The organism is Ferrimonas balearica (assembly GCF_019802085.1).
GTDB lineage: Bacteria > Pseudomonadota > Gammaproteobacteria > Enterobacterales > Shewanellaceae > Ferrimonas > Ferrimonas balearica_B.
This window is the reverse complement of sequence record NZ_JAHVHV010000002.1, coordinates 828,970-849,738: the sequence shown is the minus strand read 5'-3', so window position 1 is coordinate 849,738 and position 20,769 is coordinate 828,970. Positions and strand designations below refer to the sequence as shown.

General features: G+C 64.5%; 20 protein-coding genes and 1 riboswitch. Of the genes, 8 read left to right on the top strand and 12 right to left on the bottom strand.

Annotated features, from left to right (window positions below; genetic code table 11):
* Positions 1 to 148 precede the first annotated feature (148 nt).
* The 10 genes from KUV81_RS12285 to KUV81_RS12240 all read right to left on the bottom strand — a co-directional run bounded on the left by KUV81_RS12285 (position 149) and on the right by KUV81_RS12240 (position 12,143).
* Complete coding sequence (locus KUV81_RS12285) at positions 149 to 721, bottom strand: lactate utilization protein C (RefSeq protein ID WP_222544141.1); 573 nt, start codon at positions 719 to 721, stop codon at positions 149 to 151.
* Entirely contained in the window at positions 721 to 2,112 is a 1,392-nt protein-coding gene (locus KUV81_RS12280) for a lactate utilization protein B (RefSeq protein WP_222544140.1), read from the bottom strand. The genes KUV81_RS12285 and KUV81_RS12280 overlap by 1 nt, the downstream gene beginning before the upstream one ends.
* 12 nt (positions 2,113 to 2,124) lie before the next feature.
* Positions 2,125 to 2,868 (bottom strand): (Fe-S)-binding protein, encoded by a 744-nt coding sequence (locus KUV81_RS12275; RefSeq protein WP_222544139.1) that lies wholly within the window; start codon positions 2,866 to 2,868, stop codon positions 2,125 to 2,127.
* Positions 2,869 to 3,301: 433 nt separating this feature from the next.
* Entirely contained in the window at positions 3,302 to 4,762 is a 1,461-nt protein-coding gene (locus KUV81_RS12270) for an FUSC family protein (protein WP_222544138.1), read from the bottom strand.
* A 2-nt stretch (positions 4,763 to 4,764) separates the two neighbouring features.
* On the bottom strand, positions 4,765 to 5,643 hold the full coding sequence (locus KUV81_RS12265; RefSeq protein WP_315900078.1) for an HlyD family secretion protein: 879 nt from the start codon (positions 5,641 to 5,643) through the stop codon (positions 4,765 to 4,767).
* A 12-nt stretch (positions 5,644 to 5,655) separates the two neighbouring features.
* Positions 5,656 to 5,871 carry a DUF1656 domain-containing protein gene (locus KUV81_RS12260; RefSeq protein ID WP_222544137.1) on the bottom strand — a complete coding sequence of 72 codons (216 nt, stop codon included), beginning with the start codon at positions 5,869 to 5,871 and terminating at the stop codon, positions 5,656 to 5,658.
* A gap of 267 nt (positions 5,872 to 6,138) precedes the next feature.
* Positions 6,139 to 8,979: an FAD-binding and (Fe-S)-binding domain-containing protein gene (locus KUV81_RS12255; protein ID WP_222544136.1), complete on the bottom strand. Its 2,841-nt coding sequence runs from the start codon at positions 8,977 to 8,979 to the stop codon at positions 6,139 to 6,141.
* Positions 8,980 to 9,058: 79 nt separating this feature from the next.
* Positions 9,059 to 10,735, bottom strand: a complete 1,677-nt coding sequence (locus KUV81_RS12250) for an L-lactate permease (protein WP_222544135.1) — start codon at positions 10,733 to 10,735, stop codon at positions 9,059 to 9,061.
* Between the two features lie 356 nt (positions 10,736 to 11,091).
* On the bottom strand, positions 11,092 to 11,793 hold the full coding sequence (locus KUV81_RS12245) for an LrgB family protein (protein WP_222544134.1): 702 nt from the start codon (positions 11,791 to 11,793) through the stop codon (positions 11,092 to 11,094).
* Complete coding sequence (locus tag KUV81_RS12240) at positions 11,790 to 12,143, bottom strand: CidA/LrgA family protein (RefSeq protein ID WP_222544133.1); 354 nt, start codon at positions 12,141 to 12,143, stop codon at positions 11,790 to 11,792. The genes KUV81_RS12245 and KUV81_RS12240 overlap by 4 nt, the downstream gene beginning before the upstream one ends.
* A gap of 210 nt (positions 12,144 to 12,353) precedes the next feature.
* Between KUV81_RS12240 and KUV81_RS12235 the strand changes: the two genes are divergently transcribed.
* Positions 12,354 to 12,869 carry a hypothetical protein gene (locus KUV81_RS12235; protein ID WP_222544132.1) on the top strand — a complete coding sequence of 172 codons (516 nt, stop codon included), beginning with the start codon at positions 12,354 to 12,356 and terminating at the stop codon, positions 12,867 to 12,869.
* 12 nt (positions 12,870 to 12,881) lie between these two features.
* Here KUV81_RS12235 and KUV81_RS12230 read toward each other — a convergent pair whose 3' ends face one another.
* Positions 12,882 to 13,400, bottom strand: a complete 519-nt coding sequence (locus KUV81_RS12230; protein ID WP_222544131.1) for a DUF3087 family protein — start codon at positions 13,398 to 13,400, stop codon at positions 12,882 to 12,884.
* A 140-nt stretch (positions 13,401 to 13,540) separates the two neighbouring features.
* Here KUV81_RS12230 and KUV81_RS12225 point away from each other — a divergent pair, with 140 nt between their 5' ends.
* The 3 genes from KUV81_RS12225 (at position 13,541) to KUV81_RS12215 (ending at position 16,614) form a co-directional block, all read left to right on the top strand.
* Positions 13,541 to 14,407, top strand: a complete 867-nt coding sequence (locus KUV81_RS12225; protein WP_222544130.1) for a DUF2726 domain-containing protein — start codon at positions 13,541 to 13,543, stop codon at positions 14,405 to 14,407.
* An 80-nt stretch (positions 14,408 to 14,487) separates the two neighbouring features.
* Positions 14,488 to 14,587: riboswitch (purine riboswitch) on the top strand.
* Between the two features lie 77 nt (positions 14,588 to 14,664).
* Positions 14,665 to 16,035 carry an NCS2 family permease gene (locus KUV81_RS12220; protein ID WP_222544129.1) on the top strand — a complete coding sequence of 457 codons (1,371 nt, stop codon included), beginning with the start codon at positions 14,665 to 14,667 and terminating at the stop codon, positions 16,033 to 16,035.
* A gap of 12 nt (positions 16,036 to 16,047) precedes the next feature.
* A complete protein-coding gene (locus KUV81_RS12215; protein WP_222544128.1) occupies positions 16,048 to 16,614 on the top strand; it encodes a xanthine phosphoribosyltransferase in 567 nt (188 codons plus the stop codon).
* A gap of 81 nt (positions 16,615 to 16,695) precedes the next feature.
* Here KUV81_RS12215 and KUV81_RS12210 read toward each other — a convergent pair whose 3' ends face one another.
* Entirely contained in the window at positions 16,696 to 17,073 is a 378-nt protein-coding gene (locus KUV81_RS12210; protein ID WP_222544127.1) for a VOC family protein, read from the bottom strand.
* A gap of 201 nt (positions 17,074 to 17,274) precedes the next feature.
* On the opposite strand from KUV81_RS12210, the gene KUV81_RS12205 reads away from it, so the two are divergent.
* The 4 genes from KUV81_RS12205 to KUV81_RS12190 are packed head-to-tail and all read left to right on the top strand — an operon-like array spanning position 17,275 to position 20,762.
* Positions 17,275 to 17,742 carry a hypothetical protein gene (locus tag KUV81_RS12205; RefSeq protein WP_222544126.1) on the top strand — a complete coding sequence of 156 codons (468 nt, stop codon included), beginning with the start codon at positions 17,275 to 17,277 and terminating at the stop codon, positions 17,740 to 17,742.
* Positions 17,735 to 18,403, top strand: a complete 669-nt coding sequence (locus tag KUV81_RS12200; RefSeq protein WP_222544125.1) for a PspA/IM30 family protein — start codon at positions 17,735 to 17,737, stop codon at positions 18,401 to 18,403. Before KUV81_RS12205 ends, KUV81_RS12200 begins: the two co-directional genes overlap by 8 nt.
* A 3-nt stretch (positions 18,404 to 18,406) precedes the next feature.
* A complete protein-coding gene (locus tag KUV81_RS12195; RefSeq protein WP_222544124.1) occupies positions 18,407 to 19,069 on the top strand; it encodes a YqiJ family protein in 663 nt (220 codons plus the stop codon).
* A 7-nt stretch (positions 19,070 to 19,076) separates the two neighbouring features.
* Complete coding sequence (locus tag KUV81_RS12190; RefSeq protein WP_222544123.1) at positions 19,077 to 20,762, top strand: flotillin family protein; 1,686 nt, start codon at positions 19,077 to 19,079, stop codon at positions 20,760 to 20,762.
* Positions 20,763 to 20,769: the final 7 nt, after the last annotated feature.

Below are 20,769 nucleotides of genomic sequence, written 5' to 3'. Positions count from 1 at the left end.
GGGGCAAGCCCCACTCACTGGAGAGAAAAAGACGTGATGAGAGTGGGTTAGCCCATAGAGCCCGACCCCGTCTGCGGGCGCTTTCCCGGCGGGCGGGCACAAAAAAGCCCGCGCGGTTCCCCGTGCGGGCAAAGGGTCTGCATCGCTGTTAACTGAGCAGAAAGACGGTCATGGAACAGGCGCCGTGGGCCCCGATCACCAGGGACTGCTCGATGTCGGCGGTCTTGGAGGGGCCGGCGACGAAGGCACCGTGGCTGCCTGGGGCCAGGTCAATGGCCGGAGCCGCCTGGTGCATGGTGGGGTAGATGGCATCCGCCTTGACCACCGCCGCCAGGTGCTCGGTGATGTAGGGAGCCACCCGGTGACCGGTGGCGGTGTCCTTGATGAACACCGCGCCGTTCTCCGCCACCGCGAACTCGGCGTTGACCAGGGTATGGTCCACGTCTTTGAGGTCGTGGGCCCGCTCATTGAGTTCCCGATTGCCGGTCAGGCCATCGATCAGGCTCAGCACCTGGCCGCCCTCGGCGATGCGATCGTTGAGGTAGACCTGCACCTCCTCCAGGCTGCTGACCCGGATGAGGGAGCCGCCCACCTTGGCCAGGCTGGCTTCGTACTGGCCCGGCAGGTCCTCGGTGTTGGCCGCCACGTCGATCACCGGCATCGGCTGGTTGGGCAGTTCGATCTGGCCCAGGGCCTCAAGGATTTGGTTACGGCTCGACATCATTTGTTCTCCCGATTCTTGCGGAACCACTGCTCGAAGGAGCCGGTCTTGGGCGCCTCGGGCAGTTCACGGTGCTGGGTCCAGGCCCCACCAAAGGGTTTCATCAGCGACCCCGGCAGGATGCGCAGGGCCCCTCGGGCCATCCCCATGCCGGCGTTGAGCATGCTCTCGCTGCCCATGAACTTGCCCACCAGGGGCATGTAGCGGCCCTTGCCGTAGGGCAGCTTGTTCTCGGTGGCGTGGATCTTGCGCCAGTGGTGGATGATCTGGTCCAGGGGCACCTTGGTGGGGCACACCTTGGTGCAGGAGCCACACAGGGTGCAGGCCCAGGCCATGGAGTGGGTCTCATCGTCACCGGCGGACACGGCGATGCCGATGGGGCCGGGGATCAGGGCGTTGTAACTGAAGCCGGAGGAGCGGCGGTACACCGGGCAGGTGTTGAGGCAGCCGCCGCAGCGGATGCACTTGTAGGCCTCCGCCAGCAGCTTGTCCTTGAACAGCTTGGTGCGGCCGTTGTCCACCATCACGATGTGCATCTCACCGCCGGCCTTGGGGCCCTTGTAAATGGTGTTGTAGGTGGTGCTGGGCTGGCCGGTGGCGTTGCGCGCCAGGGTGCGGGTCAGCACGCCCACGGCGTCCAGGTTGGGCACGATCTTGTCGATCCCCATGGAGTGGATCTGCAAAGCCGGCAGGTTGACGCCCATGTCGGCGTTGCCCTCGTTGGTGCAGACCACCACGGCCCCTTCGCTGGCCACCGCCATGTTCACCCCGGTCAGGGCCGCGTCGGCGCTGAGGAAGTGCTCGCGCAGGTGATAGCGGGCCTGCTTGGTCAGGTAGGTGGGGCAGGAAGCGCCCTTGTCGGAGCCGATCTTCTCGTGGAACAGCTCCCCTACCTCCTCTTTCTTGAGGTGGATGGCGGGCACCACGATGTGGCTGGGCGGCTGCTCGTTGAGCTGGATGATGCGCTCACCCAGGTCGGTGTCGATCACCTCGATGCCCCGCTCAATCAGGTAGGGGTTGAGGTGACACTCCTCGGTCAGCATCGACTTGGACTTCACCAGCTTCTTCACCTGGTGTTGCGCCAGCAGACCGTGGATGATCTCGTTGTGCTCTTTGGCGTCCTTGGCCCAGTGGACCACGATGCCGTTCTTCTCGCAGTTGGCCTCGAACTCCTCCAGGTACTTACCCAGGTTGGCCAGGGTGTGGTACTTGATGTCGGAACCGAGCTGCTTGATCTGCTCCCACTCGTCGCCACCGATGCTGTCGGCGGCCAGGTCGCGTTTGTGACGCAGGGTCCACAGGGCCTTGTCGTGCCAGTCCACCCGGGCTTCGTCCCGGTTGAACTTCTCCGCCGCGCTGGCGTGGCTTTCAATCTCACCAATCAGTGCCATGAGACAGTCTCCTTACAGGGCCATGTTGAGGACCTCTGCGATGTGCAGGGTCTTGATGGGGTGCAGCTGCTTGCGGATGACGCCATCCAGGTGCATCAGGCAGGAGGGATCGAAGCCCACCACGTAGGTGGCGCCGGTGTCGGCGTGGGCCTGGGCCTTGTCCTTGCCCATCTTGCCGGAGACCGCGCCCTCATCCAGGGCGAAGGTGCCGCCGAAGCCGCAGCACTCGTCGCGGCGCTCCGGGTAGCAGATCTCAATGCCTTCGATGTGGGAGAGCAGGGCCTCAACCTTGTTGTAGCTCTTGCCCTTGGTCTCGGAGGGGGTGGCCAGGTCCAGCATGCGGATCCCGTGGCAGGACATCTGCAGGCTCACCTTGTGGTTGAACGGCTTGTTGAAGCGTTCCAGACCGTGGATGTCGTGGAGGAACTCGGTCAGCTCCTTGAGCTTGCCGATGACGGCGGTGGCTTCCGGGCTGCAGTCGAACTCGTGGAAGTTCTCCTTGGCCGCCACCAGGCAGGAGGCCGCCGGGCAGACGATGTAGTCGCACTCCACGCCTTTAAAGGCGTTGAGCAGCTTCAGGGTGGTCTTCTTGGCCTCCTCCATGCAACCGGAGTTGGTCATCGGCTGGCCACAGCAGGTTTGGCCTTGGGGCAGGATCACCTCGTGGCCCAGCTTTTCCAGCAGCTCCACGGTGGCGATGCCCACCTGGGGAACCATGTGGTTCACCAGACAGGGTACGAACAGGGCGATTTTCATCGGTGTCTCCGCAATGAAATGACAGACGCGAAGAGCCTCTTTTCCCCCCGCGCTCACCAGCGGTAATTTACTCGCATCCCCTACTCTAGGCGCGGTTTAAATTTGTGTAAAAAAACCCGATCAACATTAGAGTGATCACCTTAAATCCTCCGTTTTTTAACCCTGCGATAACACTGAGATCACCCTGGCGCAACTTGGTCAGACCAATCCGGCCCCGGATGTTGCGTTAGCGTTACTGGCGCGATAACCCACCGTTAACATTCGCCGGTGAAATTTCGTTCAGAACTGGGAGGGGGATCACCTTTTAGCGGGCACGTCGGTGGCGAACGCTTTCCATCCGCCCCCGAGTTGGCCTCACCGCGCGTCAAAATGTCTCACCGGCGCCGGGTTTACTTTCCGATAACACCGAAAATTCCTCGGTGTCCTGCCCCCGTCATGGGACGCAAGCCGGCTTGGGCGGCGGCAAAAGGCGCATGCCAAAGTGGACCACCATCAGCACCAGGTAGACCAGCACCAGCATGGTCAGCGACTGAGTGATGGCGAAGCTGGGCACCAGGTTAACCGCCCCGGTGGTCATCACCACCAGCAGCTGAGCCCCGAGCATCCGCATGATGAACTTCATCGCCCCCTCGCCGGCGAACAGTCGCCAGATCACGAACAGATTGATGAAGTAGAAGGCCCCCAGCTGCCAGGCCTCGGTCAGGTGCGGCAGCAGCAGCGCGTACTGGATCAGCACCGGCACCGCCAGGGCGGTGATCGCCACAAAGGCCACGCCGATCATCCTGGGCGGAAAGGTCACCAGGGGGCTGCTCAGGGAGACCGCCATGATGGGGAAGAGCACGCCGCCGGGCACCGGCAACTGGACCCAGAGGATCAGGGCCACCACCAGAATCAGCATAAAGCTGCTGGCCTGGTGCAGGCGAACCGCCCCGTTGCGGCGCAGGTGCAGCTTGGGCCAGGGCAGGCGCGTGCGGGGCGCGTCGCTGGGCAACTGGCCCAGGGCCATGGCGGCCTCACGCTGAACACTCGCCAGCGCCGCCAGGGGCGCCGAGCTCGGCGCTTGGGCGGCATTGGCCTCATCGAGCGGCAGCGTTCCTCGGCCCCGGGCCTCCGCCAGGCCCAGCAGGGTGCCCACAACGGCGCGCTGCTGGGCCCGCTCGGTCGGGTCCGGGGTGGACCCTGACGCCAGCTGCGCCTCCAGGGCATCCAGGTAGGCCAGCAGCGCCTGGACCATCCGCTGCCAATGCAGTGGACGGAAACGCAGCAGGTAGCTGCTGCCCAGGGGCAGTTGCAGCTGCTCCGGCAGGGGATCAAGCCGGGCCCGCACCCGGGCCAGGGCGGCCGGTTCCAGGGGGCCATCGCCGTCCAGCTGCGCCTGGAGTTCCGACAGGCCCGGGCCCAGCTGGGCAAAGAAGCGGTCGGCGGGGGTCTGGGGCCACAGCAGAGCGTAGACCAGGGTGAACACCGCGATGCCGAGCACGTTTTCCTCGATGCGGAGGATCCCGGTGACGAAGGTGTTGGCGCTGTCCATCTGCCCCATGGCGGCGATGATGGTGGTGACCACCAGGGTGATCTGAAAGGCGTAGCCGTAGTTGGGGCAGCCGGCCAGGTAGACGCACAGCCCCCCCAGCAACACCAGGGCGGTCATAAACAGCATGGGCTGCTGGGCGAAGTTGGCCACCAGGACCACCGCCAAAACGATCCCCAGGGTGGTGCCCACCAGGCGGTTCCAGCCCTTGTAAAGCGCCTGGCTGTGGGACTCCGCGGTGGCCAGGACGATCACCGCCACCGCCGCCCAGTAGGGCTTGGCCCAGCCGAAGCTCAGCGCCAGCAACATGGCGATGGTCACCGCCAGGGCGAGCTTCAACGCCTCCCGGGTGGCAAGACTGAACATGATCAGCGCCCGCCCGCCGGGGACTTCTCGATTTGCACGCTGGCGGTGGTGCCGACCCGCAGCTGGATCCCCTCAGGCAGTTCGGCCAGGGCCACCTTGACCGGCACCCGCTGGGCCAGGCGGATCCACTGGAAGTTGGGGTTCACGTTGGGCAGCAGGAAGGCACCGGTGCTGCCGTCGCTCTGGGCGATGCCGTAGCCGATGCTGGTCACCCGGCCCGGCAGGGGCCGATCGGGGAAGCCCATCAGGGTGACGGTGGCGCTGTCGCCGATGGCGATGCCGTGCAGATCCGTCTCCTTGAAGAAGCCCTCGATCCAGAAGCTGTCCTGATCGATGAGCGCCACCATCGGCTGGTTGGCCACCGCCTGGGTGCCCTCGTGCAGGTTGAGGTTGGTGATAAAGCCGTCATGGGCGGCGTGGATCCGGGTGTACTCCAGGTTCAGCGCGGCCTCGTGGGCGGCGGCCTCGGCCGCCTTGACGTTGGCGGCGGCGGAGTCCACCGCGTTCTGGTGGTTGTTCAACTCCAGCACCGACACCGTGCCCGGCTGGCGCCGCTCCAGGCGCACCGCGCGGTCGTTCTCGTTGCGGGCCTTGTCCAGGGCCGCCTGGGCCTGAAGCAGACCTGCATCGGCCTTGGCCAGGGCGGTCTGGTAGGGCACGGGATCGATCTCGAACAGCAGCTGGCCCCTCTCAACCTGGGCGTTGTCCTCGATGTGCACCTGGCTCAAGGGGCCGGTGACCCGGGGGGTGATCTGGATGATCTGGGCGCGCACCAGGCCGTCCCGGGTCCAGGGGTTGTCCAGGTGATGTTGGTAGCGCAGGGTCACCAGGGTGACGGCGGTGGCCACCACCAGGCCGGTCAGCAAAAAGCGTTTGAACACGTCTCTCTCCTCTTAAGCGGGGATCACCCAGGTGCCCAGCACCACGGCGTAGATGGCGGTCAGCCCCAGCTCGAACAGCACCGGCAGGGCGACAAAGCGGTGCAGACCGCCTTTCACCAGGCCCTGGGCGGTGAGCTGGGCGCCGAGGTAGGCGAGGGCCACCACCAGCAACAGCGGCGGAAACAGCACATCGGCAACGGCCAGTTCGTGGGGGGCAATCAGTGGCATCACGTTTATCCCGGAATGGGCTGCGCTTGGGGGGCACGCAGCGGTCAAAACACAGGGGCCGGGGGTCGCGGTGTTCACTCAAATGCCGGTCAGGCAATGGGGATGGCGACGAGGAGGCCCGTAAAGAGCGGCCATTCTAGGGGGTGGTGCCAGACACCGATAATCGTGATTGACGGATCCGATCCATCAATTTTCCGGGCAGGCTTAAGGGGGGCAAAAGGGTACAAAAAAGGGGCCCCCAAGGGCCCCTGTCGTTCAAGTTCAACCTCAGTGACGGGCTTTGGGCGCGGAGGCCTTGTCCAGCAGGGTGAGGATGTTCTTGTAGGGAATGCCGGAGTGGGTGGTCAGGCCCACTTCACAGGTGGCAGAGACGGAGTAGCCACTGGTGCAGCCCTTGTCCTTGGTCTCCTCTTTGAGGTGACGGAGGCCGTGCTCGTTGAGCTCGGGGTAGTTCATGCCCCGGTTGCCCGCCATGCCACAACAACCCACCTTCTCCGGAACCACCACCTCGGTGGCGCAGAGCTTGGCCAGGCCCACCAGGTCATCAACGATGCCCATCTTGCGGCAGGTGCAGGTGGGGTGGACGGCGATCTTCTCCTCGATGGGAGTGATGGCCAGGCGCTCCACCAGGTACTTCATGGCGAACTCCTCCGGCCCCAGCAGGGTCAGACGGGTGTCACAGGCGCGGCGCATCCGCTCCAGACAGGCGGTGGTTTCCACCAGGATGGGGTGCTCACCGTTGTTGGACACCTCCAGCAGCCAGTTGGAGAGCTCGTCGGACTTGCGGTCCGCCTGCTCGTTGTGGCCGTAGGACTCCCAGGGCTGACCGCAGCACAGGCCCTTGGGCTTGTGACCGCTGACCATCTCCATGCCGGCCTTCTCGAACAGGGCCTTGATGGTTTCCGGGATGGAGCGCTGATCCTCATGCTTGGGCGAGGTGCCCATCATGCGGTTCAGACAGGCGGGGAAGTATACCGCTTTGACGTCACCGGCGGTCTTGAGCTCCGGCAGAGCCTTGCCGCGCTTGGGCATCCCTTCGGTCCACTGGGGGATCGGCAGGCCGGTCTTACGCAGACCCTTGGTGATGCCAGAGATGGCGCCGTCGCCGATCACCGCGCGGGTCACATCGGTGGCCCCCAGGGCGAAGCGGGCCACGGACTCCAGGGCACCGAACTTGTCGGCGGTGAAGTTGGAGATCTTCTTGTCGCCTTCGCTGGCACCCTGGGCGCGCAGCTCCTTGACGAACTTGCCGGTGTCGATGCCCATGGGGCAGCCCATCTTGCACAGGCCGTCGGCGGCACAGGTGTCCAGGGCGAAGTAGGGGTACTGCTTCTTGAGGTCAGCCAGCACTTCCGGCTCGGCACCGGTGGTCTCCAGGGTCTTGATCACCCGGGCCACGGCGGTGCGCTGACGGGGGGAGAGGGTCAGGCCGTGGGCCACACAGTGGGCCTCACAGAAACCACACTCGATGCACTTGTCGACGATGTCGTGCACCTTCGGCAGCGGCTTGAAGCCCTTGGCGTGGCAATCCGGATCGTCGTTGATGATGACGCCGGGGTTCAGGATCCCCGCCGGGTCCAGCACCTGCTTGACGCGAGCCATCAGGCCGTAGACGTCGCTGCCCCACTCCTTCTCGACGAAGGAGGCCATGCCGAAGCCAGTACCGTGCTCGGCCTTCAGGGAGCCGTCGTACTTGACCGCCACCAGCTCGACCATCTCCTTCATGAAGTTGTCGAAGCGATCGATCTCCTCCTGGGTACCGAAGTCCTGGGAGAAGATCACGTGGTAGTTGCCCTCCAGGGCGTGGCCGTAGATCACCGCATCGTTGTAGCCGTGGGCGAAGGAGAGCGCCTGCAGGTCCAGGGTGGCCTGGGGCAGCACTTCGATGGGGAAGGCGATGTCTTCGATGACGCAGGAGGTGCCCGCCGGACGCATGGAGCCGGCCAGGGGGAACACCGCCTTACGGATGGCCCACATGTTGGTGATCTCGGCGCTGTCCTGGGTGAACTCCACCGGACGGTACAGGCCGTGCTTGGCCATGATGGCGCCCATCTTGGCGATGTTGGCGTCGATCTGCTCCTGGCTCATGCCGAAGGTTTCGAACAGCACCGCGGTGACGTCCTTGTGGATGTCGCCGAGGAAGTCCGGGGTCTGGTACTTGGACGCGGCCACCGCCTTCAAGGCGAAGTTGTCCAGCAGCTCGGCGGCGTTGGTCTCGTCGAAGGCGTCTTGGCGCAGCTCCACGATCGCCTCACAGGCGCCCTTGAGGCTGTCGAAGTAGACCATGGCGGAGGCGCTGTGGGTCGGCTTGATCACGCTCTTCATGGTGATCTCGGACAGGAAGCCCAGGGTGCCTTCGGAGCCCACCATCAGGTGCAGCAGGATGTCGAAGGGATCGGTGAACTCGACAAAGGAGTTCATGCCGAAGCCGGTCACATTCTTGATGGAGTACTTGCGCTTGATGCGCGCCACCATGGCTTCGTCCGCCATGATGGTGTCGCGGATCTCCGCCAGACCCTCGAGGATCTCGGGGTGCTTGAGGGCGAACTGGGCACGGCTTTGCTCACAGGCGGTGTCCAGTACGGTGCCGTTGGCCAGCACGATGCGGGCGCCGTCAATCAGGCGGTAGGCGTTGTGGTGGGTACCACAGTTCATGCCGGAGGCGTTGTTGGCCACGATGCCGCCCACCATGGCGGAGGCGATGGTGGCCGGATCCGGACCGAACTTCCAGCCCAGGGGAGCCAGGATCTGGTTGACCTTGGCGCCGATAACACCCGGTTGCAGCTTGATGCGGGCACCGTCGTCCAGCACTTCATGATCGGTCCAGTGGGCACCGGCCACCATCAGCACGGAGTCGGACAGGGCCTGACCGCACAGGGCGGTACCGGCGGCACGGAAGGTCACCGGGGTCTTGGCTTGGTGACACTCGGCCAGGGCCTTGGCGACTTCGGTTTCGTTTTGCGGATGCAGTACCACTTGGGGGCGCTTCTGGTAGAAGGAGGCGTCTGTCCCCCAGGCCACCCGACGCAGGTTGTCGGTGTAAACACGATCTTGATCCAGGATCTGGCCCAGTTTGTCGGCCAGCACACTGATGTTCGATTGCAGCATGTGATCTCCCTTACATTTTTTGCTCACAAAAGACGACAAAGCCGGGCGTCTGCCCGGCTGTCGTTGGCTCACTGGAGGATTAGAGCCCGCCCCACATAAAGGCGATGGTACCGGCGATCATGGCGTAGCCAAGGGCGACCGGCAGGGTCTTACGGATGATCTCGGACTCACGACCGGCCATGCCCACCACGGTAGCGGCGGCAACCACGTTCATCACACACATCATGTTACCGGCGTTGGCACCAATGCCCTGCAGGGCCAGCACCAGCGCGTGGTTCATGCCGATGTTGTCGGCCACACCGTATTGCAGGCCGGAGAACATCATGTTGGAGAAGGTGGCGGAGCCGGACAGGAAGGCCCCGAAGATCCCCACTACCGGCGCCATCCAGGCCCAGACGGCACCCATGGAACCGGCCAGCAGTTCCGCCAGCTGGTTCGGCATGGAGGCCAGGCCCGCGGCGTTCTCACCGGAGTTCAGGAAGATCTTCACCATGGGTACGGAAGCACCCAGGGAGATGATGGTCGGAACCATGGACTTGCAGGAGCTGGTGAAGCTCAGCTTGAAGGCCGCGGGCTTCATCTTGAAGATGAAGAAGCCCAGGATACACACGGTCACGAAGAAGGCGCCCGGGGCATACAGGGTGGCAAAGCCAGCCTTCAGGTTGGTGCCCATGATCTCAGTCCAGCTGATGTTGAAGCTGCTGAGGAAGGACTTCAGCGGCGCCACGGTGCGGGACAGCACCAGCAGGGCAGCCATCACCAGGTAGGGGGTCCAGGCGGCCAGCTGAGAGATCTCGTTCTTGGTGGCAGCAGCGCCCACGGACTGGGGCTGGCCAACGGCCGGCTCTTCGGTCTTGGGCTTGTCACCGTCGGCGAAGTCGTTCCAGGGCTGGCTGGGCAGCAGGAAGCCTTTCTTGGCCGCGGGGATCACGATGCCCATGCCGATCAGGGCGCCAATCACGGAGGGGAACTCCGGGCCGGCGATGAAGTTGATGGTCCAGGCCGGGATGGTGAAGGCCAGGCCGGCGAAGATGGCGAACTTCCAGATGGCGAAGCCTTCGGCGAAGGACTTGTTGCGACCGAAGAAGCCGGTCAGCACACACACCAGCACCAGCGGGATCAGGGTCCCGGTCACCAGGTCGATGGTGATCATGTGCAGGGCGATGAACTGGGCGTAGTCGGCGAAGCTGCCACCGTGCTCGGCGATCTGGGCCGCGGCCATGGAGACACCGCCTTCCATCAGGCCTTGCTCCATACCGAACAGCACCGGCAGACCGATGGCCCCGAAGGACACGGAGGTGGAGTCGGCGATCAGGGCCACCACGGCGGCGGCGATCGGCGGCACGCCCAGCAGCACCAGCAGCGGGGCACCGATGGCGGCGGGGGTACCGAAACCGGCGGAGCCTTCGATGAAGGAACCGAACAGCCAGCAGATGATGATCACCTGAACCCGGGCGTCGGCGCTGATGTTGGTGAAGCCGGCACGGATGGTGTCCATGGCGCCGGAGTTCTTCAGGGTGTTCAGCAGGAAAATCGCGCCGAAGATGATGGTGAGCGGGGTGATGGCGGAGTAGAAGCCCTCCACCACGGACGCCATCAGGAAGGTGCCGTCCATCTCCCACACGAAGTAGGCCACCAGGGCGGTAAGTACGGCGGAGATGGGCATGGCGCGGGAGGCGGGCATCCGCATCAGTACCAGGAAGACCAGTACCGAGATGACCGGCGTCAGCGTCGCCAGAGTTTGAATGAAGGTCACAACCTTGTCCCTCTTTTTGAGTCTTTCGCGTTTTTTATCTTAGTTACGATCGCCTCAAAGACAGGAGCGTGATCGACTTCAAATCGTCGACCTACAGGCAGGAACTCCAAACCCGGGCAATCGCGAGAGAGGATTCTTCCTCACCATACCCACAATTACTGTGAGCCAAATCACCCTAATCCGCGCATGAAAGCCTTTCACTTGAGCCAGATCAATAGATCATACCAATTCCCCATTTCGCGACCTGGGGGAAAGATTCTCATCGCTTATGAATTGCTCACCCCAACCCCCGTCGCATTTGCGTAACAATTCGGAAATCCGGAAGCGACAAGATGGGAAAGAAATTGGTCAAATTGTTAGGCATTTAACAGCACGTGGATCAATGGCATGACCAGTGAAGCGGCGATGGCGGTCAGGGCCATCGCCAGGCCGGCAAAGGCCCCGGATTCCGGGTGCAACTGGAAGGCCCGGGCAGCCCCCTGGCCGTGGGCGGTGGCCCCCAAGGCCAGCCCCACCACCTTGGGATCCCGCACCCCCAGGCGGCGCAACACGCCGCTGCCGATGATGCTGCCCAGGTTGCCGGTGATCACCACAAAGACGATGGTCAGGGAGACCACCGCCTCGAGCTGGCCACTGAGCCCCATGGCCACCGGCACCGTCACCGATTTCAGTGCCAGGGACTGGCCCATCTCGCTGGGCATCGCCAGCCACTGGCTCAGCTGCACCGCCCCCAGGTAACTGACGCTCACCGAGGCCAGGATCGCCAGGGCGATGGGCAGCCACAATCGCTTGAGGTGGTGCAGCTGGCGATAGAGGGGCACCGCCAGGGCCACGGTGGCCGGCCCCAACAGGAAATGGATGATCTGCGCCCCCTCGAAGTACTGGGCATAGGGGATCCCCAGCCACAGCAGCAAAGGGATGATGGTGAGGATGGCAAAGGCCACCGGGTTGACCATGGGGTGGCGACCGCTGCGCTCAAACAGCCACTGGCCGCAGGCGAACACCAGCAGGGTCAGCATCAGGCAGAAGGCGGGGTCCTGGGTCAGGCTGTGGATCATCGTCGTGCCCCCAGTCGCATCGCCAGGGCCATCACCGCGGCGCTGACCGCCAGGGTCACCAACGTGGCCACCACTACCGCCACCGTGGCGGGCAGCCAGGCGGCCAGCAGGTCATCGCCGTACACCATCACCCCCACTCCGGCGGGCACAAACAGCAGCGCCAGGTACTTCAGCAGGCCGTCACTGGCCACGGTGATCGCCTTGGGCTCGCCGCCGCGCAGAAGTAAGAAGAGAAACAGGGCGGCCATGCCGAGCACCGAGCCGGGGATGGGCAGGCTCAGCCACTGGGCCAACGCCTCGCCCAGCAGCCACAGGCCAATCAGGGTGGCCAGACCAAACAGCAGTTCCATGGAAAGCGGGAGTTCTTCGGATTGACATCAAGGGCGGTTAGCATGCCCCATGCGAGGAAAATTGCCTGCCGATTCAACGGCTCTGTGATGGGGATCATGCTCACCGGAGCGTCCGGCCAATTCTCACCCGGTCGAAGCCGCGACGGTTTCGCCCCGGGCCGGGAATTGGGTAGAGTGGGCAATCAGACAAAATAGAGGGAGAACAACACGGTGGAATGGCTTTGGATCCTGGCCCCCCTGGTACTGGCGGTGGTCCTGCTGCTGCCTCGGCTGCAGCGCCGCCAAAGCGAGGCGCCCACGCTGGTGCCCGCCCTGCTCTCCCCGCCGGCCCGCCAGGTCTTCCTGCAGGTCCAACAGGCCGCCGGGGCTCACGCCCTGGTGCTGCCCCAGGTGCCCGCCGAGGCCCTGTTTCAACCGGCCCCGGACAGGGCGCTGCCGGCGCTGGATCTAGTGCTGTGCGATCCCCACAGCCTCAAACCCCTGCTGGCCATCAGCCGCAGTCCCAGCCGCGCCCTGCGTCAGCTGTGCCAGAGCGCCGGCCTGCCCCTGGAGGCCCTTCCGGAGCAGGAGCTGGACAACCCCAGCACCCTGCCCCTGTTGCTGGCTCCCTACCTGGGGGACACCAGCGCCCCCCAGGCCCAGCACGGCCACCTGACCAACGACGAGCGCGACAGCCTGTTCGACGCCATCCAATCCCTGAACCGGGACGAGCCGGTCTCCTCCTAACGCCCCCGGGGCTCAGTAATCCGCCAGCCACTGGGGATCAAACGCCGGCAGGGGCTCATCCAGGGCCTCGGCCTGCTCCACCACCCGGGCCAGGTCGCGCTCCACGGCGGACAGGGTCAGGGTGTTGTTGTCCAGCTCATACACCAGCTTGCGACTGCGATGATAAAAATCCAGCATCGACAGGGCCTTGGGATCATTGCCCTCCGCCGCGGCCTGGATCCTGGCCAGCTTGCGGTAGAGGCGGTTCTGCATCTGCTTGAGCTGCCAGACGTAGAAGAGTTCGTGGAATCGGGGGTGGCGGCGCAACCCCGCCAGCACCGCGGAGCACAGCCCCAGGGCCAGGATTACCCCCATCAGGTTGAGGTGGAAGTGCCCGGTGGACTCACCCGGCGCGCTCGGCCCCTGGCCAAACAGGGCAATCAGCCCCGCCCCCAAGGCCACCGACAACAGCGCCAGCGCACCCACAAAGCCCAGGGTCACCTGGTTCACCTGGCGCCGGTAGCGCCCCTTATCCACCGTTTCTAACCGCATCCTGACTCACTCTTTGCTGAAATGGCCCCCGCTCGGCTCGCGGGGCCCCGGCAGTCTACCCCCTAACCCACACTGCGTCAGGCCTTTAGCGGCGTTTTTCGGTCTATGTTTAGTGCATCCCTTTTCACGGTGAACCCTGAATGACGCCCTACCTTGCCCTGCTGCTGTTCCTGGTGCTGGCCCTGGCCGGTGCCCTGTGGTGGCGCCGACGGCGGGCCAAACGCCGCCACCGCGAGCCCAGCCTCAGCCCCCAGGAACGGGCGCTCTCCAGTGCCCTGCAAAGCACCCTGGACACCCTTTCTGTGCCCCTTAGGGTGTTTGCCAAGGTGAAGATCGCCGACGTGCTGGCCCCTGGGCGCGGCCGCCACCGGGATCACTGGCTGGCGGAGTTTGCCCAGCTGCGGGAGAAGACCTTCGATTTTGTCCTCTGTGAGGCCCACAGCCTTAAGATCCGCGCCGCCATCGAGATTGAGAAACCCGGCCGCAAGGCCCAGCAGCACGATCTGGTGGTGCAGGAGGCGTGCAAACAGCTGCCCCTGCCGCTGTTGCGCTTCCCCAGCCAACGCCACTACCCCCTGGAGTCGGTGCGCGAGCCGCTGATGGCCGCCCTGCCGGAGCTGATGAAACCCGCCCCCAGCGATGCGCCTCAGGTGCCGCCGCAGGAGACGGAAGCCCCCCTCCCCGATGAGTCGCAACCGGTATCGCCAGCCGCGACCCCAACACCGCTAAGCGCCCAGCCCGATGTTGAGGCGGCACAGACCCCCGAGGCGACGATCGAACACCTCTCCACCGAGGAGTTTGCCGAGCGCATCGCCCTGCACCCCCGGGCCCTGCTGGCCCTGCTGGCCCGCCTGGGGTACCTGGAGTGGGACGACGACGGTCAGCTGCAGCTGACGGAGAAGGGTCGGGTCAAGGGGGCGGTGCAGTGGCAGGACGAAGCGGACAAGCGCCAGTTTCAATGGGCGGTGCGGGATCGGGGCCTGCGCCACGCCACCGCCGCCGAATAGGTTTCCACCCCCTCAAACCGTTGCCCAGGCCACACTTTTGGCCCCGGCGGTTGCGCCGAAATCCCACATGACTACAATGCGCGCCCAACAATTTATTGCGCTGTATATCTCTGGAAATCAGGTCCAGAAGTCTCTACCACAAGACCGAATCTTGTGACTACAGTCCAATCCCCCACCGGGCGCCACTGCGTCGGGCGGGTCCAGTGATAGCTGCCGGTAAATTGCCCTGAAAACAGCAACCGAAAGGCAACTTCACTGTGGCGATCACCTCCCTGCTCGACCGGGTCAGCCGGTCCTCCACCCTGGACTCGACCTTCCAGATCCGCCAGCGGCGCAGCACCGTGGGCACCGAACTCTACGCCGGCTTCATCACCTTCCTGGCCATGAGCTACATCCTGGCGGTCAACCCCGCCATCCTCGGTGGCATCGAGGGGATGGACCGCGGCGCCGTGTTCACCGCCACCGCCTTGGCCGCCGCCTTCGCCACCCTGATCATGGGCCTGTTCGGCAACTACCCGGTGATGCTGGCCCCTGGCATGAGCATGAACGGCTTCTTCAAGGGGATGCTGCTCTCCGGCTCGGTGGCCCTGCTGTGGCACGAGGCGCTGTTCGGGATCTTCCTCTCCGGCCTGGTCTACCTGGCCTTCTCCCTGACCCGGGTGCGCAAGCGGATGATCGAGTCGATCCCCGAGGACCTGAAGCTCGCCATCACCGTCTCCCTGGGCCTGTTTATCGCCTTCCTGGGACTCAAGAACGCCGGCATCATCGTCTCCAACCCGGTGATCCTGGTCAGCCTGGGGGACATCACGGACCCGCAGATCGCCATCGCCTTTATCAGCCTGTTCGTGGCCCTGGGCTGCATGGTGCGCGACATCAAGCTGGCGACCTTTATCGCCTTTATCGCCTCCATCGTCCTGACGTTGCTCTCCGACGCCTTCCTCGGCACCCAGTACGCGCCGCTGCCGGAGCAGTGGATCACCGCGCCGCCGAGCCTGGCCCCCACCTTCGGCCAGATCTTCAACTTCGAGTTTCTCACCGTCGATAAGCTGTTTGACCTGCTGTTCATCGTCATCATCTTCTTTATCGTCGACTTCTTCGATGGCCTCTCCACCATCGTCGGGGTGGGCCGTGACGCCGGCATCATCGACAAGAACGGCAAGGTGCCCAACGCCCGCTCCGCCCTGGTGGCCGACGCCGGCGGCACCGTGGCCGGCACCGTGCTGGGCACCACCTCCATCACCGCCTTCTCCGAGTCCGGCATCGCCTCCTCCCAGGGCGCCAAGACCGGCCTGGCGGCGGTGACTGTGGCGGTGCTCTTCCTGGCCTCGCTGTTCTTCTACCCGGTGTTTTCCCTGTTCTCCACCGCCATCGTCGCCCCGGCGATGATCGTGGTGGGGATCTACATGGTGGGCCGCCTGGGCCAGATCCAGTGGGACAAGAAGGAGTCCCGCATCGCCGCCTTCTTCACCATCATGTTCACCATCCTGAGCTTCTCCCCCGCCAACGGCATGGCCATGGGCTTTATCAGCTACGCCTTCGCCATGGTGGTGGCCGGCAAGGGCCGCCAGGTGCACCCCATCATCTACGGCCTGTCGGCCATCTTCGTCGCCTACCTGGTGATGCTGTAACAAGGAGCCACGATGAACCCATTGCAACAACGGATCCTCGACCAGGGGGTGGTAAAAAGTGCCGCCGCCCTGGACGCCAGCGGCTTTCTGACCAAGCAGCTGGACGTGGCGCTGCTCAACTGGTGCGCCCAGGCCATCGCCGAGCACTACCGGGACGCGGCCATCGACAAGGTGGTGACCATCGAGGCCGGCGGCATCGCCATCGGCACCCTGACCGCGCTGGCGCTGGGCAAGCCTCTGGTGGTGTGCAAAAAGGCCGCCAGCATCCTGGACAACGCGGCCCTGCTCACCGCCGAGGTGAAAAGCTTCACCAAGAACACCCAGTACACCCTCACCTGCGACGCCCGCCACCTGACCACCGGCGAACGCCTGCTGTTCGTGGACGACTTTTTGGCCCACGGCCAGGCGCTGCAGGGGATGCAGAGCGTCTGCCGGCAGGCCGGCGCCACCCTGGCCGGGGTCGGCATCGTGGTGGAAAAATCCTTTCAGTCCGGTCGGGCCCTGGCGGATGAGCTGGCCCTGCCGGTGCACTCCCTGGCCCGGCTCAAGGCCCTGGAGCCGGCCATCGAGTTTCTCTGACAGCGGCACTGCCTCTGTACCCTGCGAAAAACAATAAAAACCAGAGAAAGGAAAACCGCCGGCAGGACGCCGGCGGTTTTTTTATTGGTGGGAGTGGAGGCCAATCATGTTGCCGTCCGGATCCGAGGCGATGCTGATAAAGCCGTACTCGCCGATGCTCATCTTGGGCCGCACCAGGGTGCCACCGGCGTCCGCCACCCGACTCTCCTCCACCGCGCAGTCGTCGCAGCTGAAGTACACCAGGGTGCTGTTGGCCCCCGCCGGCACCCCTTCCATGTGACAGATCGCCCCCGCAGCGCCGTAGCCCTCATCCACCCAGGGGAAGGCCCACATCTCAGGCCCGCCGCCGACCCCGGGGTTAATCTGACTGAGGGTGGTGTCGAACACCTGTTGGTAGAACGCCTTGGCCCTGTCCAAGTCGGACACGTAGATCTCAAACCAGCCCACGGGATTGCGCATGTTCACTCCTTTGGCTTTTCAACTGGGGAATTCGCTAACAGCTTAGACGCCAATTGGGCTAAGTGAATGGCGCGCCCACAGGGCGTGCAAGCCGAAAGCTAACTCGCTACCGGGTTGATCTCGCACAACATTTGCAGATTGCTCATTTGTTAATCGCTCGTATACAGTTGTAAACACGCACCGTGACGCAAGGAAGGACCCATGCGCAAACACCCGATCAGTGCCCGCCTGGACGACGCGGACTACGACCTGCTGATGGCCATCGACTGGAACGGGGCCACCACCCAAAGCGACAAGCTGCGGGAGCTCATCGCCTTCGCCCGGGAGTGCGCTTTTGGTCAGCACACCCCGGAGCAGGCCCAACCCCAGATCGATCGCCTGCTGGCGCCCCTTCGCCAACGGCTGCCCCAGGCCGACGCGCCGCTGGCCAAACACTACCTGACTCACCTGCCGGATCTGCTGCGTCCCGGACTGACGCCACCGCCCCCTTGTGCGACCTCGGCCGAGCAGCAAGCCTGGGAGCGGCAGATCCTCGACGCGAGCCTGCAGTGGCTCGACACCCTGCTTCGGCAACACCTGGGCAAGGCGGCCCCCGCAGGGGCACCGGACCCGCTGGCGGGCCTGGCCCGACTCTACCTCGAGATACAGAAGGAAACGGATCATGAATGACGGGATTTTCAGTCGCATTTCACGCCTTATTACCGCCTCGGCCAACGGCCTGGTGGACAGCATGGAGAACGCCGCCCCGGAACTGGCCATGGAGGGCGCCATCGCCGAGATGGAGCAGGCCATCAACGAGCTGCGCCACGAACTGGGCAAACTGGAAGCGGCCAAACACCTGGCGGCCAAACGCTTCCAGGCCAGCTCCTCGGAGCATGACGAACTGGCCGATAAGCTGCGCATCGCGGTGGATGCCGGGCGCGATGACCTGGCCGAAGCGGTGATCGCCCGCCAGATGGACATCGAAGCCCAGCTGCCGGTGCTGCAAAAAGTGCTCAGCGAGAAAAGCGACGAGTTGACCGAAGCGGAGGGTTACATCGACGCGCTGCAGGCCAAGCGCCGGGAGATGCTGGACGCCCTGAAGGCGTACCGTCAAAGCCAGCAGCACAGCGCCGAGAGCCCGGCAGGCAATGCCCCCACCGCCAGTGCCGGTAACACCGCGGCCAAAGCCGAGCAGGCGTTCGAGCGGGTGCTCAGTCGCCAAACCGGCCTGGAGGGTGCCGTGGCGGACAAGGACCACGCCAAGCTGCAGGAGCTGGAAGCCCTGGCCCGCCAGTCCGCCATCGCCCAACGCCTGGCCAAGGCCAAGCTGGAAAACCAGGAGTCCTGAGCCATGCTCGAGTTCCTCACCGCCGAGGCCAACGCCCCCTTCAGCATCGCGCTGCTGCTGATGCTGATGATCGCCCTGTTCGAAGGGGTGGCCGTGGTCTTGGGCTTTGGCTTCTCCTCGATGATCGACGCCCTGCTGCCGGAGATCGATCTCGCCCCCGATGCGCTGGAGGTCCCCTCCGGCGGCCTGACCGGGGTGCTGGGCTGGCTCATGGTCGGCCGGGTGCCGGTGCTGATGATCCTGGTGGTGTTCCTGACCCTGTTTGGCCTAATCGGTCTGACCGCCCAGTACAGCCTGCTCAAGCTCATTGGCCATTTGGCCCCCGGCGGCCTGCTGGCAATACCGGTGGCCCTGCTGACCCTGCCGGTGCTGCGCACCTGCAACCAGGCGCTGGCCCGCCGCTTCGTTGATGAGCGCTCCCAGGTGGTCTCCCTGGACGAGCTGGTGGGCAAGGTGGGCGTCATCACCGTCGGGGTGGCCGAGCCGGGCTCCCCCGCCCAGGCCCGGGTCAAGGACCGCTTCGGCACTCAACATTACGTGATGGTGGAGCCCGATGGCGCCACCGCTCCCCTTCACCAGGGGGAGTCCGTGCTGCTGGTGGAGTACCGCGGCACCCATTTCACGGGCATTACGCCCCAAAGTGACCACTTACAATCCATGGAGTGACCTGTAAATGACAACGGACTTCAATTTCATCCTGATCGTGGCCGGCAGCAGTTTCGTTGCCCTGCTGCTGCTGGGGCTCATCTTCTCCCGCCTCTACACCCGGGCCTCCAAGGAGCTCTCCTTCGTGCGCACCGGCTTTAGCGGCCAGAAGGTGATCATGAACAGCGGCGCCCTGGTCCTGCCGGTGCTGCACGAAGTGATCCCGGTGAACATGAACACCCTGCGCCTTGAGGTCTCCCGTAAGGAGGGTCAGGCGCTGATCACCAAAGACCGCATGCGGGTGGACGTATTGGCGGAGTTCTACCTGCGGGTCAAGCCGGACCTGGACGCCATCGCCAATGCCGCCCAGACCCTGGGCCGGCGTACCCTGCACCCGGACGCCCTCAAGGACATGATCGAGGGTAAGTTCGTCGATGCCCTGCGCTCGGTGGCCGCGGAGATGAACATGGACGAGTTGCACGAGCAACGCGCCCAGTTTGTGCAGAAGGTGCAGCAGGTGGTAAGCGAAGACCTGCTGAAGAACGGCCTGGAGCTGGAGTCGGTGTCCCTCACCGGCCTGGACCAGACCAAGAAAGAGTTCTTCACCGCCGACAACGTGTTCGACGCCGAGGGTCTGGCCAAGATGACCCGCTCCACCGAGGCCCGACGCAAGGAGATCAACGACATCGAGCAGGAAACCGCGGTGGAGATCGAACGCAAGAACCTCACCGCCACCCAGGACAAGCTGGAGATCGACAAGCAGAAGCGCTACTCCCAACTGGAGCAGGAGCGGGAGATCTCCATCCGTGAGGCGGAGCAGAAGGCGCTGATCGCCCAGCAGCAGCACGACCGCCAGCGGGAAGCCCAGGAGGCGGAGATCACCGCCGAGCGTCAGGTGGAGCAGGCCCGTATCGCCGCCGAGCAGCAGACCAAGAGCGCCGAGATCGCCAAGGAACAGGACATCCAGACCAAGGAGATCGAACGCGATCGCCTGCTCAAGGAGCAGGACATCCAACGTCAGAAAGCCATTGAGCTGGCAGAGCAGGAGCGGGCCATCGCGGTGGCGGAAAAATCCCAGCAGCAGTCCATGGCGGACAAGGAGGCCAACCAGGCCCGCGCCCAGGCGGTGAAAGCCGAGGAGGAGGTGGCCACGGCGCGCCAGGTGGAGATCGCCGAGCGTCAGAAACAGATCGAGATCATCGACGCGCTGAAGGAAGCGGAGAAGCAGGCCACCGGCACCAAAGTGGCCGCCGAAGCGGAGAAGCTGGCGGCGGAGGATCTGGCGGACGCCCGCAAGACCGAGGCCGACGCGGAGGCCACGGCCATCAAGATCCGCGCCGAAGCCAACCAGGAGCAATACCGCATCGACGCCGAGGGGACCCGGCTGATGAACGAGGCCCTCAACGCCCTGTCGGAGAGCCAGGTGGCGCTCAAGCGGGTGCTCAGCCTGCACGAGTCCCTGCCGGCGATCATTGCCGAGAGCGTCAAGCCGATGGAGCGCATCGATGGCATGAAGATCATCAACATCGAAGGCCTCAACGGCGGCCCCGCCACCCCGGGTGCCCCGGGAGCCGGTGCCGAAAGCGGCAGCCTGCCAGAAGCCCTGGTCAACTCGGCGCTCAAGCACCGTGCCCAGGCGCCCCTGGTGGACAGCCTGCTCAAGGAGTGTGGCCTGGAAGATGGCCTGAAGGGGCTGACGGAGAAGGGCCAGTAGGCCGCTG

Bases quoted from the DNA above. Each gene is read 5' to 3' on its own strand.
- KUV81_RS12205 (WP_222544126.1), top strand. From the start codon at position 17,275: ATGCGCAAACACCCGATCAGTGCCCGCCTGGACGACGCGGACTACGAC.
- KUV81_RS12245 (WP_222544134.1), bottom strand. From the start codon at position 11,793: ATGATCCACAGCCTGACCCAGGACCCCGCCTTCTGCCTGATGCTGACC.
- KUV81_RS12200 (WP_222544125.1), top strand. From the start codon at position 17,735: ATGAATGACGGGATTTTCAGTCGCATTTCACGCCTTATTACCGCCTCG.
- KUV81_RS12275 (WP_222544139.1), bottom strand. From the start codon at position 2,868: ATGAAAATCGCCCTGTTCGTACCCTGTCTGGTGAACCACATGGTTCCC.
- KUV81_RS12255 (WP_222544136.1), bottom strand. From the start codon at position 8,979: ATGCTGCAATCGAACATCAGTGTGCTGGCCGACAAACTGGGCCAGATC.
- KUV81_RS12215 (WP_222544128.1), top strand. From the start codon at position 16,048: ATGAACCCATTGCAACAACGGATCCTCGACCAGGGGGTGGTAAAAAGT.
- KUV81_RS12270 (WP_222544138.1), bottom strand. From the start codon at position 4,762: ATGTTCAGTCTTGCCACCCGGGAGGCGTTGAAGCTCGCCCTGGCGGTG.
- KUV81_RS12210 (WP_222544127.1), bottom strand. From the start codon at position 17,073: ATGCGCAATCCCGTGGGCTGGTTTGAGATCTACGTGTCCGACTTGGAC.
- KUV81_RS12240 (WP_222544133.1), bottom strand. From the start codon at position 12,143: ATGGAACTGCTGTTTGGTCTGGCCACCCTGATTGGCCTGTGGCTGCTG.
- KUV81_RS12285 (WP_222544141.1), bottom strand. From the start codon at position 721: ATGTCGAGCCGTAACCAAATCCTTGAGGCCCTGGGCCAGATCGAACTG.
- KUV81_RS12280 (WP_222544140.1), bottom strand. From the start codon at position 2,112: ATGGCACTGATTGGTGAGATTGAAAGCCACGCCAGCGCGGCGGAGAAG.
- KUV81_RS12230 (WP_222544131.1), bottom strand. From the start codon at position 13,400: ATGCGGTTAGAAACGGTGGATAAGGGGCGCTACCGGCGCCAGGTGAAC.
- KUV81_RS12195 (WP_222544124.1), top strand. From the start codon at position 18,407: ATGCTCGAGTTCCTCACCGCCGAGGCCAACGCCCCCTTCAGCATCGCG.
- KUV81_RS12225 (WP_222544130.1), top strand. From the start codon at position 13,541: ATGACGCCCTACCTTGCCCTGCTGCTGTTCCTGGTGCTGGCCCTGGCC.
- KUV81_RS12190 (WP_222544123.1), top strand. From the start codon at position 19,077: ATGACAACGGACTTCAATTTCATCCTGATCGTGGCCGGCAGCAGTTTC.
- KUV81_RS12260 (WP_222544137.1), bottom strand. From the start codon at position 5,871: ATGCCACTGATTGCCCCCCACGAACTGGCCGTTGCCGATGTGCTGTTT.